Genomic DNA, 15,195 nt, shown 5'->3' with positions numbered 1-15,195 from the left:
AGATGGGCTTAAAGCATCTGATTGAAAAAATTGAGCCGCATTTCACGCACGGCGGCAAGCTGGAAAAATATTATCCGCTGTATGAAGCGGCGGCGACCATCTTCTACACACCAGGCCAGGTCACCCGCGGCGCGGCGCATGTGCGCGACGCCATCGACCTCAAGCGGTTGATGATCCTCGTGTGGTTTGCCGTCTTTCCGGCGATGTTCTGGGGGATGTATAACGTCGGGCTGCAGACCATACCGGCGCTGCATAAGCTTTACGGCGCCGAACAACTGCAGCAGGCGATCGCCAACAACTGGCACTATAGCGTCGCCCAGTGGTTAGGGGTGAGCTTCAGCGCCGACGCCGGCTGGCTGAGCATGATGACCCTGGGGGCGGTCTTTTTCCTGCCGATCTATATCACCGTCTTTATCGTCGGCGGCTTCTGGGAAGTGCTGTTCGCTATCGTGCGCAAGCATGAAATCAACGAAGGCTTCTTTGTCACCTCGATTCTGTTCGCGCTGATCGTCCCGCCCACGCTGCCGCTGTGGCAGGCGGCGCTGGGGATCTCCTTCGGGGTGGTGATCGCTAAAGAGATTTTCGGCGGTACCGGGCGCAACTTCCTCAACCCGGCGCTGGCAGGGCGCGCGTTCCTGTTCTTCGCCTATCCGGCGCAAATCTCCGGCGACCTAGTGTGGACGGCGGCGGACGGTTTTTCCGGCGCTACGCCGCTCTCCCAGTGGGCCAGCGGCGGCGGTGAAGCGCTGGTTAACGTCGCTACCGGCATCCCGGTGAGCTGGATGGACGCCTTCCTCGGCAATATTCCGGGCTCGATTGGCGAAGTCTCCACGCTAATGATCCTGATCGGCGGCGCGATCATCCTCTTTGGCCGCGTCGCGTCCTGGCGCATCGTCGCCGGGGTGATGATCGGCATGGTCGCCACCGCTACCCTGTTTAACGTTATCGGCTCCGACACCAACCCGATGTTCGCTATGCCATGGTACTGGCATCTGGTACTCGGCGGCTTCGCCTTCGGCATGATGTTTATGGCGACGGACCCGGTATCCGCCTCGTTTACCGATAAAGGAAAATGGAGTTACGGCGTGCTGATCGGCGTGATGTGCGTGCTGATCCGCGTGGTGAACCCGGCTTATCCGGAAGGGATGATGCTGGCGATCCTCTTCGCCAACCTCTTCGCACCGCTGTTCGATTACCTGGTGGTGCAGGCCAATATTAAGCGGAGGAAGTCGCGTGGCTGAGAAGAAAAGTAACGATAGCATCGGCAAAACGCTGCTGGTGGTGCTGGTGCTTTGTCTGGTCTGCTCCATCGTGGTAGCGGGCTCGGCCGTGGGGCTGAAATCCCGCCAGCAGGCGCAGCGGGCGTTGGATAAGCAGCGTAATATCCTGGCGGTGTCCGGCCTGATGCAGCCCGGCATGGATGCTGATGCGGTCGCCGACACCTTCGCGGCGCGCATTTCGCCGCGACTGGTGAATCTGGCGACCGGCGAGCTGCTGGAGAAAGACCCGGCAAAATTCAATCAGGCCCAGGCGCTGAAGGATCCGCAGCAGAGTATGGCGCTGGATGCCAGCCAGGATCCGGCGGGGATTAAACGCCGCAGCAATCTGGCGGAAATCTACCTGGTGCGCGACGCGCAGCAGAAGATTGAGCAGGTGGTGTTGCCCATTTATGGCAATGGCCTGTGGTCGATGATGTACGCCTTCGTGGCGCTGGACGTCGATGGCCGCACGGTGAAAGGCATTACCTACTATGACCAGGGGGAGACCCCGGGGCTGGGCGGCGAAGTGGAGAACCCGAACTGGCGCCAGCAGTTTGTCGGCAAGCAGGTGCTGGATGACAACGGCATGCCGGCGCTGAGAGTGGTCAAAGGCGGCGCGCGCGCTGGTGACCTGCATGCGGTTGATGGCTTATCGGGCGCCACGCTGACGTCAAATGGCGTACAGCACAGCTTTGATTTCTGGATGGGTGAACTGGGCTTTGGTCCGTTCCTGAAAAAGGTGCGTGAAGGAGGGCTGAACAATGGCTGAACAGAGCGAGATGAAAGAGGTGAAGCGCGTGCTGGTGGGGCCGCTCATCGCCAATAACCCCATCGCCCTGCAGGTGCTGGGCGTCTGCTCCGCGTTGGCGGTCACCACTAAGCTGGAAACCGCCTTCGTGATGACCATTGCGGTGACCCTGGTGACGGCGTTCTCCAGCATGTTTATCTCGATGATCCGCCACCACATTCCCAACAGCGTGCGCATCATCGTGCAGATGGCGATCATCGCCTCGCTGGTTATCGTGGTGGATCAGCTACTGCGGGCTTTCGCCTATGAGACTTCCAAGCAGCTGTCGGTATTCGTCGGGCTTATCATCACCAACTGCATCGTGATGGGCCGCGCTGAAGCTTACGCCATGAAGTCGCCGCCGCTGGCCAGCTTTATGGACGGTATCGGCAACGGTCTCGGCTACGGCGCGATCCTGATTATCGTCGGCTTCCTGCGCGAGCTTATCGGCAGCGGCAAGCTGTTCGGTATCACGGTGCTGGAGACGGTGCAGAACGGCGGCTGGTATCAGCCGAACGGCCTGTTCCTGCTGGCGCCGAGCGCGTTCTTCATTATCGGTTTACTGATTTGGGCCCTGCGTAGCTGGAAGCCTGAACAGCAGGAAAAGGAGTAATCGATGATGGCTCATTACATTAGCCTTTTTGTCCGCGCGGTGTTTGTTGAGAACATGGCGTTGGCCTTTTTCCTCGGGATGTGTACCTTCCTCGCGGTGTCGAAAAAGGTCTCCACCGCCTTCGGCCTCGGCGTTGCGGTGACGGTGGTGCTGGGTCTTGCCGTACCGATCAACAACCTGGTGTATAACCTGGTGCTGCGCGACGGCGCGCTGGTGGAGGGGGTAGACCTCAGCTTCCTGAACTTCATCACCTTTATCGGGGTGATCGCCGCGCTGGTGCAGATCCTCGAGATGATCCTCGATAAGTACTTCCCGGCGCTATACAACGCGCTGGGGATCTTCCTGCCGCTGATTGCGGTTAACTGCGCGATTTTCGGCGGTGTGTCGTTCATGGTGCAGCGTGATTACAACTTCCCGGAATCCATCGTTTACGGCTTCGGCTCCGGCATCGGCTGGATGCTGGCGATCGTGGCGATGGCGGGGATCCGCGAAAAGATGAAGTACGCCAACGTGCCTGCCGGTTTGCGCGGGTTAGGGATCACCTTTATCACTACCGGGTTGATGGCGCTGGGCTTTATGTCCTTCTCCGGCGTGCAGCTATAAGGGCGAATAAGTATGGAAATTATTCTTGGCGTCGTGATGTTCACGCTGATTGTGCTGGTGCTGTCGGGGCTTATCCTGGCAGCGCGCTCAAAGCTGGTGAACGCGGGCGACGTGGTTATTGAGATCAATAACGAAGCGGATAAGCAGATCCGTACCCCGGCGGGGGATAAGCTGCTGAACACGCTGTCCAGCAACGGGATTTTTGTCTCCTCCGCCTGCGGCGGCGGCGGCTCCTGCGGCCAGTGTCGGGTGACTATCAAAGAGGGTGGCGGCGATATCCTGCCGACCGAGCTTTCGCATATTACCAAACGCGAAGCCAAAGCCGGCTGCCGTCTGGCCTGCCAGGTCGCGGTGAAGCAAAACATGAAGATTGAGCTACCGGAAGAAATCTTCGGCGTCAAAAAATGGGAATGCGAAGTTATCTCCAATGATAACAAAGCCACTTTCATTAAAGAGCTCAAGCTGCGGATCCCCGAGGGGGAGGTGGTGCCGTTCCGCGCCGGGGGCTATATTCAGATCGAATGCCCACCGCATAAAGTGGCCTATGCTGACTTCGATGTCCCGGATGAATACCGCTCGGACTGGGACAAGTTCAACCTGTTCCGCTACGTCTCTGAGGTGAAAGAGCCGACCCTGCGCGCCTACTCGATGGCTAACTATCCGGAAGAGAAGGGCATCATTATGCTCAACGTGCGCATTGCGACGCCGCCGCCGAAGGTGCCGGATGCCCCGCCGGGGATCATGTCGTCCTATATCTGGTCGCTGAAGCCGGGCGATAAGGTGACGATTTCGGGGCCGTTCGGCGAGTTCTTTGCCAAAGAGACCGACGCCGAGATGGTGTTTATCGGCGGCGGCGCCGGGATGGCGCCGATGCGTTCGCATATTTTCGACCAGCTCAAGCGCCTGCACAGCACACGTAAAATCAGCTTCTGGTACGGAGCGCGCTCGCTGCGCGAGATGTTCTACGATGATGAGTTTGAACAGCTGGCGCGGGATAACCCGAACTTTACCTTCCACGTTGCGCTCTCCGATCCGCTGCCGGAAGATAACTGGACGGGGCATACCGGCTTTATCCATAACGTTCTGTACGAGAACTATCTGCGCGATCATCCGGCGCCGGAAGACTGCGAGTTCTACATGTGCGGGCCGCCGGTAATGAATGCCGCGGTGATTAAGATGCTGAAGGATCTGGGCGTCGAGGACGAGAATATTCTGCTCGACGACTTTGGAGGCTGACGATGCTGACGGTGTTTGTCGCAACCTTTGTGATTTTTGCGCTGGTGATCCTCGGGATGTCGCTGGGCTACCTGGTGAAGCGCAAGAGCATTCAGGGCAGCTGCGGCGGGATCTCCTCGCTGGGACTGGAAAAAGTCTGCGACTGTCCTGAGCCCTGCGACGCGCGTAAGAAACGTCTCGCCCGCGAGGCGCAGCGCCAGCAGCGGCGCATTTTGTAATCTGTGAGGTTTCCGGGCAGATTGCGCTCCCGATATTTCTTTTGCGTGATGCCACTCATGGCGCAGGGAGCGCACCGGGGGCGGCCAGTCGCCGCCACCCCCGGGCTCCGGCCAGCACCGGCAGTTTCAACTGCCCCAGGCCCGGCGGTGAGTTAACAGCCAGTCCTGGAAGGGTAGGCCGGGTAAGGCGTAGCCGCCACCCGGCAACAACATGCCAGCAACGTGAGGCCGCTTTCGCGGCCTTTTTTAGCCATTGACTCGCTTACTGCCAGCTTTTCGCCTGCGCCGGGGAATCGACCATCACGCCGTCAGCGCCCAGCTCTTTCGCCGTGCGGTAATCTTCCGCACTGTTGATGCCGAAGAAGATAATGTGCGCTTTACCCTGCGAGCGGAAGCAATCCATCGCCTCTTTATCCCAGGTGAGCGTCGCCGGGGAGACCCCTTCCCCAAGGGTGAATTTCTCCACCACCTCTACCTTGCGCTTCAGCTCCAGCCCATACCACTGCTCGCCTTCGCGCTGGCTGGCAGGCTGGCACTGATGGCTGAGCGAAATGCTGGCAAGTCTGGTGCGGGTTTCGCTGCGCGTGACGAAGCGGGGAATAGCCGGCGGCAGCGCGGCGATATAGCGGTCTTCGGTGGAATAGACCCGCACGCGATCGAGGCTGTGCGTAGCTTTTAACACCGCAAGCAGGCGCTCGCCCATCACGGTCGGGTCGGCATCCGGAGATTTAATGTCGATGTAGAAGAACGTGTGCGGCCATTGCTGCAAAACGGCTTGCAGCGTGGGAATGGTGGCCTGCCTGCCGCGCCAGGGGTGGCTGTCATCACCCCATTTCCAGCCGGCATCGACTTTCGCCAGCTCGGCGGCGGTCAAACTGGAAACGTTGCCCTCGCTATTGGTCAATGCGGAAAGATCGCTTGACCGGTAGAGCACCGGCACGCCGTCGTGGCTTAACTGTACCGTGACCCAGATGGCCTCGGCGTTATTCTCCAGCGCCAGCTTAATGGCCGGCAGGGTATTCTCTGGCGCATCGCCGGTGCCGCCGCGATGGGCAATCAGCTGCGGGGCGGCCCAGGCGCCGGCGGAGGCCAGCAGGCAAAGTGCGGTAAGTATTTTCTTCATGATTATATCTTCCAGATTTATCGGTTAACTTTATGAAAATAAACATAATTTATTGCAGTTTTATGTTTTAACCGCTTTTCCGGGCGATGAAATAAAAAAAGCATAAAATTCGCAGCGAGTTTTGCTATGCTGTATGGGTATACAGTGTTGAGTCTGACGATGCGTAAAATTATCCATGTCGATATGGACTGTTTCTTTGCGGCGGTGGAGATGCGCGACAACCCGGCGTTGCGCGATATACCTCTCGCGATAGGCGGCAGTCGGGTACAGCGTGGCGTGATTAGTACCGCGAACTATCCTGCGCGTAAGTTTGGCGTGCGTAGCGCCATGCCGACGGCGACGGCGCTCAAGCTGTGCCCGCATCTCACGCTGCTTCCCGGCCGCTTTGATGCCTACAAAGAAGCCTCGAACCATATCCGCGAAATTTTCTCCCGCTATACCTCGCGCATTGAGCCGCTGTCGCTGGATGAAGCCTATCTTGATGTCAGCGACAGCGTGCATTGTCACGGGTCGGCCACCCTGATCGCCCAGGAGATCCGCGAAACCATCGAACGGGAGCTGCGCCTCACCGCCTCGGCGGGGGTAGCGCCGGTAAAGTTTCTTGCCAAAATCGCCTCCGACATGAATAAACCCAACGGCCAGTTCGTTATTGCTCCCCATCAGGTGGCTGAGTTTGTACGGGCGCTGCCGCTGGCGAAAATACCCGGCGTCGGGAAGGTATCGGCGGCGAAGCTGGAAAATATGGGCCTGCGTACCTGTGGCGATGTACAGAACAGCGATCTGGCCATGCTGCTTAAGCGCTTCGGTAAATTCGGCCGTATTTTGTGGGAGCGCAGCCACGGGATTGATGAGCGGGAAATCCATAACGACCGGCAGCGCAAGTCAGTGGGGGTAGAGCGGACATTAGCGGAAGATATCCATGAATGGTCAGAGTGCGAAGCGATTATCGAAAATCTCTATCCCGAACTGGAGCGCCGGCTGGCGAAGGTCAAACCGGACCTGCTGATCGCCCGTCAGGGTATTAAACTGAAATTCAATGACTTCCAGCTGACCACCCAGGAGCACGTCTGGCCGCAGCTGAACAAAGCGGATCTGATTGCCACCGCGCACAAGGCCTGGGATGAGCGCCGCGGCGGACGTGGCGTGCGCCTGGTTGGGCTCCACGTGACGCTGCTCGATCCGCAGCTGGAAAGGCAGCTTTTATTAGGGATTTAACCATGCACATTCGTCCTTACCGCGACAACGATTTACCACTGCTCTGTCGGATATTCCTGCGCGCGGTGCGGGAAACGGCCTGCCGGGACTATACTCCGGCGCAGATTGCGGCCTGGGCGCAGGTGGATGAGACGCGCTGGCGGCAAAAGCTGGCTGATGCAAACGGGCTGGTGGCGGAGATAGAGAGTCAACCGGTTGGCTTTATCACCGCCATCGGGACGCATATCGATTTGCTCTTTGTCTCGCCGGATCACGGCCGGCAGGGTATCGGCGGCGCGCTTATCGAGGCGCTCTGCGCTCAGTATCCTGCGCAAATCCTGACGGTGGACGCCAGCATTACCGCGAGACCCTGTTTTACGGCCCATGGCTTTAAGGTGGTGGCTGAGCAGCGGGTGGCGGCGCGCGGGGAGTGGTTTATTAACTACCGGATGGAAAGCGCGGGACGCTAAGGTGAGGGGGAGAAACCGGCGGCGGGCTGCCGCCGGTGGTGATGCTTATTTAGCCGGAATGGCTTTCAGCAGCTCGGTCAGCAGCGTCCAGTACTGGCCGACGCTCTCGATATGGACCTGCTCATCCGGGGAGTGCGGACCGGTAATGGTTGGCCCGATGGAGACCATGTCCATCTCCGGATACGGTTTCTTGAACAGGCCGCATTCCAGACCGGCGTGGATGATCTGGATGTTCGGCGTCTTGTTGAACAGACGCTGGTAAGTCTCGCGCACCAGGTGCATCACCGGCGAGTTGGCGTCCGGCTGCCAGCCAGGGTAAGCGCCTTTGGCTTCGGTTTTCGCCCCCGCCAGTTTACCCAGAGATTCCAGCATGCTGACCACATAGTCTTTGCCGCTGTCGATCAGCGAGCGGATCAGGCAGTGGATCTGCACATTGTCATCGGTCATGGTGACGACGCCGACGTTCAGCGAGGTTTCTACTACGCCTTTCGCCACGTCAGAGTTGCGGATAACCCCGTTCGGCGTGGCGTTCAGGAGGCGGATGAAACCGTCGCGGGAGGCCTGAGTCAGCGCCGCTTTGTCGTTCTCTACCGCTTCCAGGAGCACCACCAGGTTCTTCTCTTTGGCCGCCAGCTCGTTTTGCAGCAGCGCCTGGTAAGTATTCACCAGCGCTTTCAGCGCATCGGCTTTATCCGCGGCGACGGCGACAGTAGCGTATGCTTCGCGCGGGATGGCGTTGCGCAACGTACCGCCGTTGAAATCGACCAGACGCAGATCCAGCTCATCGGCATGACCGGCAAGGAAGCGCGACAGCAGCTTGTTGGCGTTACCCAGACCGAGATGGATGTCACCGCCGGAGTGGCCGCCCTTCAGCCCTTTTAAGGTCACTTTAAAGCTCTGGAAACCGGCCGGAATCGCTTCGCGGGTCAGCGCCAGGTTAGAGGTGAAATCGATCCCGCCGGCGCAACCCATATAGATTTCGCCTTCTTCTTCGGAGTCGGTGTTGATCAGGATATCGGCCTGCAGCCAGTTGGCCTGCAGACCGAAGGCACCGTCCATACCGGCTTCTTCGGTCATGGTCAGCAGCACTTCCAGCGGGCCGTGAGCGACGCTGTCGTCGGCCAGTACCGCCAGTGCGGACGCCATCCCGATACCGTTGTCCGCGCCCAGCGTGGTGCCGCGCGCTTTCACCCATTCGCCGTCAATGTACGGCTGGATCGGATCTTTGGCGAAGTCGTGGACGGTGTCGTTATTTTTCTGCGGCACCATATCGAGGTGCGCCTGCAGCGCTACCGGCTTACGGTTTTCCATACCGGCAGTCGCGCCTTTACGAATCAGAATGTTGCCAACCTGGTCGCGTTCCGCGTGTAAGCCTTGTTCTTTTGCCCAACCCATAATGTGCTCGGCGAGCTGTTCTTCGTGATAGGACGGGTGCGGGATGGAGCAAATCTTGGCGAAAATATCCCAAAGCGGCTGCGGGGATAGTTGAGACAGTTCAGACACGGTAAGTCTCCTTACAGACTCCTGCATACAGCGGTTGCAGGACGAGGGTTAGCGTTAAAATACACAACAAGCCCGGGCTTGCGCGATGGGGGTGAGAATACCACTTTCCACCGCCGCAGGTAGTGTAAACAACGCAAAAAGCGTTGCGCAAACCGCTTAACACTGGTTTTTAGTGCGTCAGATCTCTATAATCTCGCGCAACCATTTTCCCCCTCGAACATTATTTAAGCCGTATTACACAGGCTGGGACACTTCACATGAGCGAAAAATACGTCGTCACCTGGGACATGTTGCAGATTCACGCCCGCAAACTGGCCAGCCGTCTGCTGCCGGTTGAGCAATGGAAAGGCATTATTGCCGTTAGCCGCGGTGGACTGGTACCGGGAGCCTTACTGGCGCGTGAACTGGGCATTCGTCATGTTGATACCGTATGCATCTCCAGCTACGACCATGATAACCAGCGCGAGCTGAAAGTGCTGAAACGTGCGGAAGGCGATGGCGAAGGCTTTATCGTTATCGACGATCTGGTGGATACCGGCGGGACCGCCGTGGCGATCCGCGAAATGTATCCCAAAGCGCACTTCGTCACCATTTTCGCCAAACCGGCAGGCCGTCCGCTGGTCGATGATTACGTGGTTGATATTCCGCAGGATACCTGGATTGAACAGCCGTGGGATATGGGCGTGGTGTTTGTACCGCCTATCGCAGGTCGTTAATTCTTCAGGACAGTGCTATTTACCGCGCCCGGCTTGCCGGGCGTGGTTTTTTTTATCCTATAGCAGGTTACAATATCCGGAGTGGCACTACGACGGAGACTGCACATGTCACAGGCTAACCTCAGCGAAACGCTGTTTAAACCTCGCTTCAAACATCCCGAAACCTCTACGCTGGTGCGCCGGTTTTCTGCCGGAAAACCCCAGGCGATGCAGTCAGCGCTGAGCGGCAATCACGTCGAACACTGGTACCGTCTGATCAATCGCTTAATGTGGATCTGGCGCGGCGTAACCCCGCAGGAGATCCTTGATGTGCAAGCGCGCATTGTGATGAGCGAGGCCGAACGAACGGATCCCGAGCTGTTCGATACCGTCATCGGCTATCGCGGCGGCAACTGGATCTTTGAGTGGGCGAAAGAGGCGATGCAGTGGCAGCAAAAGGCCGGGCAGGAAGCCGATCCTTTGCTGAGCGGCCGCCACTGGCTGCATGCTTCGAACCTGTACAGCATTGCCGCTTATCCGCATATTAAAGGCGATGAGCTGGCGGAACAGGCGCAGGCTCTAGCCAACCGGGCGTATGAAGAGGCCGCCCAGCGGCTGCCTGGCGCCCTGCGCGAGCTGGAGTTCACCATCCCTGGCGGTTCGCCGATCACCGGCTTTTTGCATATGCCGAAAGGCGAGGGGCCGTTTCCGACGGTGCTGATGTGTGGGGGGCTGGACTCGCTGCAGACGGATTATTACAACCTGTATGAGAACTACTTCTCACCGCTCGGCATTGCCATGCTGACCATTGATATGCCCTCCATCGGCTTCTCGTCAAAATGGACGCTGAATCAGGACACCAGCCTGCTGCATCAGCACGCGCTGCGCCATCTGGAAAATGTGCCATGGATCGACCATACCCGGGTCGCCGCCTTCGGCTTCCGTTTTGGCGCCAATATCGCGGTGCGTCTCGGTTACCTGGAGCCGCAGCGGCTGAAGGCCGTAGCCTGTCTGGGGCCGGTGGTCCACGGTCTGCTGGTGGATCCTCTGCATCAGGGGCGCGTGCCGGAGATGTACCTCGACGTGCTGGCCTCGCGGCTGGGCATGCATGACGCGTCCGATGAAGCGCTGCGCGTGGAGCTCAACCGCTACTCGTTAAAAACCCAGGGACTGCTGGGACGCCGTTGCCCGACGCCGATGCTTTCCGGCTTCTGGAAGGACGATCCGTTCAGCCCCGAAGAGGAGTCGCGGTTAATCACCTCGTCATCTGCCGATGGCAAACTGCTGGAGATCCCGTTTAACCCGGTGTATCGCAATTTTGATCACGCATTGCGACAGATCGCCCGCTGGATCAACCATAGATTTGGTTAATTTATTGCTAAATTCTATTGGTTTGGTAAAACAGTTGCATCACTAAAGGAGATCGCAATGACGTTACCGAGTGGACACCTGAAAAGTAAGTTGATCAAGAAATTCACGGCGCTAGGGCCTTACATTCGCGAAGAGCAGTGCCATGACAACCGTTTCTTTTTCGATTGCCTGGCAGTTTGCGTCAACGTTAAGCCCGCACCGGAGAAGCGTGAATTCTGGGGCTGGTGGATGGAAATGGAAGCACAAGAGTCACGTTTCACCTATAGCTACCAGTTTGGCCTGTTCAATAAAGAAGGGTCATGGCAGGCGGTCGACATTGACGACCCGGAAGTGAGCGACAGACTGGAAAAAACGCTGCGCGAGTTTCACGAGCGCGCCGCAGCGCTGCTGACCACCTTTAATCTGAAGCTGGAACCGGCCGACGATTTCAGCGAGCCGGTTCGCCTGCGCGCCTGATTGATCTACAGATACGATTTCTCCACGCCCGTGCGGCGTGGAGGAGCGTGACGAAGACTTTGCCGCCCCACCCGCACTCTCCACCCCGCCACCTGGCTCACACTGCCTGCGGCTGCAGCTTGCCGGCCATCGCCTGCTGAATAATCGGGATCGGCGTCAGTAAGTGCTCGCGCATCAGCGCGCTGGCCTGCTCGGCGTCGCGCGCCAGAATAGCGTCCACCAGGGTCTGATGCTGGACATGCTTATCTTCCAGCATCTCCACCGACAGGACGGTGGTGCGCAGCCAGATAAAACGGTAGCGGGCCGCCAGATCGAAGAGCCGCTCGCGCATTTGCAGCAGATACTGCGAACCGCAGCCGGCGACGATGGCGGTGTGAAACGCCTGGTGGCGCTGGTCCCACTCATCGAGTAAGCGCTCACTTGCCTCGCACGACTCCAGCTTGTTGAGCAGATGGGCGCGGGCCAGCAGCTCCGCCTCCCACTCATCGCCGCCGCGCTCGATGGCGAGGCGCACCAGCATGGCTTCCATGTTGGCGCGCGCGTCGAAGATATCGAGAAGCTCCTGTTCCGACATGGGCGCCACCCGATAGCCTTTCTGATTGACCACCGTCACCAGCCGTTCGGCCACCAGCTGCGAAAGCGCCTCGCGCAGCGGACCGACCCCCAGGGCATAGCGCGAGGTCAACAGGCTCATCCGCAGCTTCTCATCGGGTTGGTAGACCCCGCGGATGATGTCGTTTTTTAACCAACGGTACCCGTCAATGGCCGTCGCCTGAGAAATGGCGGTCATGATCTTACTCCTGAATACTCTTCCCGGCGGGGGGCCGGGAACAGGGTTAACGCGTATTTTGCAGCGGCAGTTTTTGCCACAATACCAGCTTTTTCCAGCGCGACATAATCGGTACCGTACAAATAATTCCCAATGCTAACAGGCCGGTAGAGATCACCTCCAGCTGCTGCGCCGGACGGAACAGCATCACCACCAGCACGAAGGTGATAAAGGCGATCACCAGCCAGGTCAGGTACGGATAGAGCCACATTCTGAGACGGATCTCCCCGCCTTGCGCCTGAAGGATTTTACGCATCCGCAGTTGCGAAACGGCGATCACCAGATAGACCAGCAGGGCGATGGCGCCGGAGCTGTCGATGAGGAATTTAAACACCTTGGCAGGCGCGTAGTAGTTCACCACCACGGTGAGGAACGCCGCGCCGGTGGAGAGGAGCACCGCCACGTACGGCGTTTTGCTGCGGTTGGTCCGCCCCATGAAGGCCGGCGCATCGCCGCGGCGGCTCAGGGAGTAGAGCATCCGCGAGGCGGTATACAGCGCCGAGTTCAGACAGCTGGTGACCGACAGGAGGATCACGCCGTCCATAATCAGCTTGGCATAGGGAATATGCAGCAGCTCGAGCACCGAGCGGTAGGAGCCAATGCTCTTCAGCCCCGGCATATTCCATGGGATGAGGGCGACGACGATAAAGATCGAGCACAGATAAAAAATAGAGATACGCCAGATCACCGAGTTGGTGGCGCGCACGATATGTTTATCCGGGGTATCCGATTCGGCGGCGGCAATAGTGACAATCTCCGCGCCCATAAACGAGAACATGGTGATCAGCATCGCGCTCAGCACCGCGCCGAAGCCGTTGGGCATAAAGCCGCCGTGATCCCACAGACGCGAAATGCCGCTCACCTCGGCATACGGATAAAAGCCGGTAATGGCGACCGCGCCCAGTACGATAAACGCCAGAATAGCGACCACTTTGCACAGCGCCAGCCAGAACTCGAATTCGCCGTAGTTTTTGACGCTCAGCAGGTTACTGCCGGTGAGGGCGAGGGTGATGACCAGAGAGAACAACCACACCGGGACGCCCGGCACCCATGAATGCAAAATAATCGCCGCGATATTGGCTTCCAGCGGAATAACCAATACCCAAAACCACCAGTACAGCCAGCCGATGGTATACCCCGCCCAGCGGCCGATGGCTTTATCGGCGTAGGTGGAAAAGGAGCCGGTATCCGGCGTGGCGACCGCCATTTCGGCCAGCATACGCATAATCATCACCACCAGTAGCCCGGCAAACAGATAGGCCAGCAGCACCGCCGGGCCCGCCTCGGCAATGGCGACGCTGGATCCGACAAATAAACTCGCGCCGATCACCCCGGCGATAGATAACATCGTGACGTGGCGCGACTTCAGCCCCGCCCCTAAATCCTGTGATTGCGACAGTTGCCCCATCATTTACCCTCTCGAAGTGTGTCACCTGGGAGAGCGCCCCGACATTCCCGCGCCGGGGCACGCGTATTATTGTTGTTTTGCAGGTCTCGTCTTTATTCCCTTACTAACGTACTTCGTGTCCGCATGTCTGGTGTGCTATGCCTGTTTCGCCTCGGTAAAGCAGTCGGCGATGATCTTCAGCCCCTGCTCGATCTGCGCCTCTTCGATGGTCAGCGGCACCAGGATGCGCAGCACGTTGTAGTACGGTCCGCAGGAGAGCAGGATCAGACCTTTGTCGCGCGCCCGGGCGACAATATCCGCCGTCAGCCTGGCGTTCGGCCTGCTGTGGTCGCCCTCTTCAAACAGCTCAATGGCGATCATCGCTCCCAGACCGCGCACGTCGCCGATCTCCGGATGATCTTCTGCGATCGCCAGCAGGCCCTGGCGCAGGGTATCGCCGAGCTGGTTGGCTTTTTCCAGCAGATTCTCCTGCTCGAAAATCTGCAATACCGCCAGGGCGGCGGCGCAGGCGATGGGGTTGCCGGCGTAGGTGCCGCCCAGTCCGCCCGGGGCGATGGCGTCCATCACCTCCGCGCGGCCGGTGACGCCCGCCAGCGGGAAACCGCCGGCGATAGATTTGGCGAAGGTGGTGATATCCGCCGCGACGCCCATCTGCTCCATGGCGAACAGGGTACCGGTGCGGCCCGCGCCGCTCTGTACTTCATCGGCGATGAGCATAATGCCGTGCTCGTCGCACAGGGCGCGCAGGCGCTGCATAAAGGCCGGGGAGGCGGCATAGAATCCGCCTTCACCCTGCACCGGCTCGATAATGATGGCGGCGATATCTTCCGGCGCGGCATCGTTTTTGAAGATGCGATGGATGCTGGCGATCGCCTCTTCATCGCTGACGCCGTGCAGCGCGCACGGATAGAGGGCGCGATAGACGTGACCCGGCATTAAGCCCATACCGGCGGAGTATGGATTCACTTTACCGGTCAGCGACAGGGTGTAGTGAGTGCGGCCGTGATAGGCGCCGGTGAAGGCGATCGCGCCGCTGCGCCCGGTTGCCGCGCGGGCGATCTTCACTGCGTTCTCCACCGCTTCCGACCCGGTGGTCACCAGCAGGGTTTTCTTGGCGAAATCACCAGGCACCTTCTGGTTCATCTTTTCGCACAGCGCCAGGTAGGGCTCGTAGGCCAGCACCTGGAAGCAGGTATGGGACAGCTTTTTCAGCTGGTCCTCCACGGCGGCGACAATCTGCGGATGCAGGTGGCCGGTATTGAGCACCGCGATACCGCCGGCAAAATCGAGATATTCCCGCCCTTCGACGTCCCACACCCGGCAGTTCTCCGCGCGCTCGGCGAAGACAGGATGGATCTGGCCGACGCCGCGCGGGACCGCGTCGCTGCGACGCGCCATCATTGCTTTATTGCTGTTCATCCGTCACTCCT

General features: G+C 59.1%; 16 protein-coding genes. 11 read left to right on the top strand and 5 right to left on the bottom strand.

Features of this window, described 5'->3' with window-relative positions:
* The first annotated feature begins 2 nt into the window (after nt 1-2).
* From ABLU95_RS18490 to nqrM, 6 genes are read left to right on the top strand one after another with little or no spacing between them, the layout of a single operon-like run.
* Entirely contained in the window at nt 3-1,241 is a 1,239-nt protein-coding gene (locus ABLU95_RS18490; protein ID WP_023288505.1) for an NADH:ubiquinone reductase (Na(+)-transporting) subunit B, read from the top strand.
* A complete protein-coding gene (locus tag ABLU95_RS18485; protein ID WP_032453038.1) occupies nt 1,234-2,028 on the top strand; it encodes a Na(+)-translocating NADH-quinone reductase subunit C in 795 nt (264 codons plus the stop codon). Before ABLU95_RS18490 ends, ABLU95_RS18485 begins: the two co-directional genes overlap by 8 nt.
* Complete coding sequence (locus tag ABLU95_RS18480; RefSeq protein WP_023288507.1) at nt 2,021-2,659, top strand: NADH:ubiquinone reductase (Na(+)-transporting) subunit D; 639 nt, start codon at nt 2,021-2,023, stop codon at nt 2,657-2,659. Before ABLU95_RS18485 ends, ABLU95_RS18480 begins: the two co-directional genes overlap by 8 nt.
* 6 nt (nt 2,660-2,665) lie before the next feature.
* Complete coding sequence (nqrE, locus tag ABLU95_RS18475; RefSeq protein WP_004177335.1) at nt 2,666-3,262, top strand: NADH:ubiquinone reductase (Na(+)-transporting) subunit E; 597 nt, start codon at nt 2,666-2,668, stop codon at nt 3,260-3,262.
* Between the two features lie 12 nt (nt 3,263-3,274).
* The gene (gene nqrF, locus ABLU95_RS18470) at nt 3,275-4,498 is read left to right on the top strand and encodes an NADH:ubiquinone reductase (Na(+)-transporting) subunit F (protein ID WP_004204637.1); all 1,224 of its coding nucleotides are present in this window, start codon (nt 3,275-3,277) and stop codon (nt 4,496-4,498) included.
* 2 nt (nt 4,499-4,500) lie between these two features.
* A complete protein-coding gene (gene nqrM, locus ABLU95_RS18465; RefSeq protein ID WP_004204638.1) occupies nt 4,501-4,716 on the top strand; it encodes a (Na+)-NQR maturation NqrM in 216 nt (71 codons plus the stop codon).
* A gap of 262 nt (nt 4,717-4,978) precedes the next feature.
* On the opposite strand, the gene ABLU95_RS18460 is transcribed toward nqrM, so the two are convergent.
* Complete coding sequence (locus ABLU95_RS18460; RefSeq protein WP_032453039.1) at nt 4,979-5,839, bottom strand: glycerophosphodiester phosphodiesterase family protein; 861 nt, start codon at nt 5,837-5,839, stop codon at nt 4,979-4,981.
* Nucleotides 5,840-5,998: 159 nt separating this feature from the next.
* Between ABLU95_RS18460 and dinB the strand changes: the two genes are divergently transcribed.
* Together dinB and ABLU95_RS18450 are read left to right on the top strand one after the other, a co-directional pair.
* Nucleotides 5,999-7,054, top strand: a complete 1,056-nt coding sequence (gene dinB / locus ABLU95_RS18455) for a DNA polymerase IV (protein WP_048296767.1) — start codon at nt 5,999-6,001, stop codon at nt 7,052-7,054.
* Nucleotides 7,055-7,056: 2 nt separating this feature from the next.
* Nucleotides 7,057-7,503, top strand: a complete 447-nt coding sequence (locus ABLU95_RS18450; RefSeq protein ID WP_044521129.1) for a GNAT family N-acetyltransferase — start codon at nt 7,057-7,059, stop codon at nt 7,501-7,503.
* A gap of 45 nt (nt 7,504-7,548) precedes the next feature.
* Here ABLU95_RS18450 and pepD read toward each other — a convergent pair whose 3' ends face one another.
* Nucleotides 7,549-9,006, bottom strand: coding sequence for a cytosol nonspecific dipeptidase (gene pepD / locus ABLU95_RS18445; RefSeq protein WP_348880156.1), 1,458 nt, complete (start codon nt 9,004-9,006; stop codon nt 7,549-7,551).
* Nucleotides 9,007-9,263: 257 nt separating this feature from the next.
* Between pepD and gpt the strand changes: the two genes are divergently transcribed.
* From gpt to crl, 3 genes are all read left to right on the top strand, one after another.
* The gene (gpt, locus tag ABLU95_RS18440; protein ID WP_002889733.1) at nt 9,264-9,722 is read left to right on the top strand and encodes a xanthine phosphoribosyltransferase; all 459 of its coding nucleotides are present in this window, start codon (nt 9,264-9,266) and stop codon (nt 9,720-9,722) included.
* A 105-nt stretch (nt 9,723-9,827) separates the two neighbouring features.
* A complete protein-coding gene (frsA, locus tag ABLU95_RS18435; protein WP_023288512.1) occupies nt 9,828-11,072 on the top strand; it encodes an esterase FrsA in 1,245 nt (414 codons plus the stop codon).
* Nucleotides 11,073-11,129: 57 nt separating this feature from the next.
* Nucleotides 11,130-11,528, top strand: coding sequence for a sigma factor-binding protein Crl (crl, locus tag ABLU95_RS18430; protein WP_002889793.1), 399 nt, complete (start codon nt 11,130-11,132; stop codon nt 11,526-11,528).
* A gap of 97 nt (nt 11,529-11,625) precedes the next feature.
* Here crl and csiR read toward each other — a convergent pair whose 3' ends face one another.
* From csiR to gabT, 3 genes are all read right to left on the bottom strand, one after another.
* Entirely contained in the window at nt 11,626-12,318 is a 693-nt protein-coding gene (csiR, locus tag ABLU95_RS18425) for a DNA-binding transcriptional regulator CsiR (protein WP_023288513.1), read from the bottom strand.
* 46 nt (nt 12,319-12,364) lie between these two features.
* The gene (gabP, locus tag ABLU95_RS18420; protein ID WP_050533149.1) at nt 12,365-13,765 is read right to left on the bottom strand and encodes a GABA permease; all 1,401 of its coding nucleotides are present in this window, start codon (nt 13,763-13,765) and stop codon (nt 12,365-12,367) included.
* A gap of 135 nt (nt 13,766-13,900) precedes the next feature.
* Complete coding sequence (gabT, locus tag ABLU95_RS18415; protein WP_101978120.1) at nt 13,901-15,184, bottom strand: 4-aminobutyrate--2-oxoglutarate transaminase; 1,284 nt, start codon at nt 15,182-15,184, stop codon at nt 13,901-13,903.
* Nucleotides 15,185-15,195: the final 11 nt, after the last annotated feature.

This window comes from Klebsiella sp. GG_Kp146 (genome assembly GCF_040061975.1).
Taxonomy (GTDB): domain Bacteria; phylum Pseudomonadota; class Gammaproteobacteria; order Enterobacterales; family Enterobacteriaceae; genus Klebsiella; species Klebsiella quasipneumoniae.
The sequence above is the reverse complement of the archived record's forward strand: the minus strand, read 5'-3'. Positions and strand labels throughout refer to the sequence as shown.

What these genes read in the sequence shown, in the direction of transcription:
- ABLU95_RS18480 (WP_023288507.1), top strand. Translation starts at nt 2,021, where the DNA reads ATGGCTGAACAGAGCGAGATGAAAGAGGTGAAGCGCGTGCTGGTGGGG.
- nqrF (WP_004204637.1), top strand. Translation starts at nt 3,275, where the DNA reads ATGGAAATTATTCTTGGCGTCGTGATGTTCACGCTGATTGTGCTGGTG.
- ABLU95_RS18460 (WP_032453039.1), bottom strand. Translation starts at nt 5,839, where the DNA reads ATGAAGAAAATACTTACCGCACTTTGCCTGCTGGCCTCCGCCGGCGCC.
- gpt (WP_002889733.1), top strand. Translation starts at nt 9,264, where the DNA reads ATGAGCGAAAAATACGTCGTCACCTGGGACATGTTGCAGATTCACGCC.
- crl (WP_002889793.1), top strand. Translation starts at nt 11,130, where the DNA reads ATGACGTTACCGAGTGGACACCTGAAAAGTAAGTTGATCAAGAAATTC.
- ABLU95_RS18490 (WP_023288505.1), top strand. Translation starts at nt 3, where the DNA reads ATGGGCTTAAAGCATCTGATTGAAAAAATTGAGCCGCATTTCACGCAC.
- csiR (WP_023288513.1), bottom strand. Translation starts at nt 12,318, where the DNA reads ATGACCGCCATTTCTCAGGCGACGGCCATTGACGGGTACCGTTGGTTA.
- dinB (WP_048296767.1), top strand. Translation starts at nt 5,999, where the DNA reads ATGCGTAAAATTATCCATGTCGATATGGACTGTTTCTTTGCGGCGGTG.
- gabT (WP_101978120.1), bottom strand. Translation starts at nt 15,184, where the DNA reads ATGAACAGCAATAAAGCAATGATGGCGCGTCGCAGCGACGCGGTCCCG.
- nqrM (WP_004204638.1), top strand. Translation starts at nt 4,501, where the DNA reads ATGCTGACGGTGTTTGTCGCAACCTTTGTGATTTTTGCGCTGGTGATC.
- nqrE (WP_004177335.1), top strand. Translation starts at nt 2,666, where the DNA reads ATGGCTCATTACATTAGCCTTTTTGTCCGCGCGGTGTTTGTTGAGAAC.
- gabP (WP_050533149.1), bottom strand. Translation starts at nt 13,765, where the DNA reads ATGGGGCAACTGTCGCAATCACAGGATTTAGGGGCGGGGCTGAAGTCG.
- ABLU95_RS18450 (WP_044521129.1), top strand. Translation starts at nt 7,057, where the DNA reads ATGCACATTCGTCCTTACCGCGACAACGATTTACCACTGCTCTGTCGG.
- frsA (WP_023288512.1), top strand. Translation starts at nt 9,828, where the DNA reads ATGTCACAGGCTAACCTCAGCGAAACGCTGTTTAAACCTCGCTTCAAA.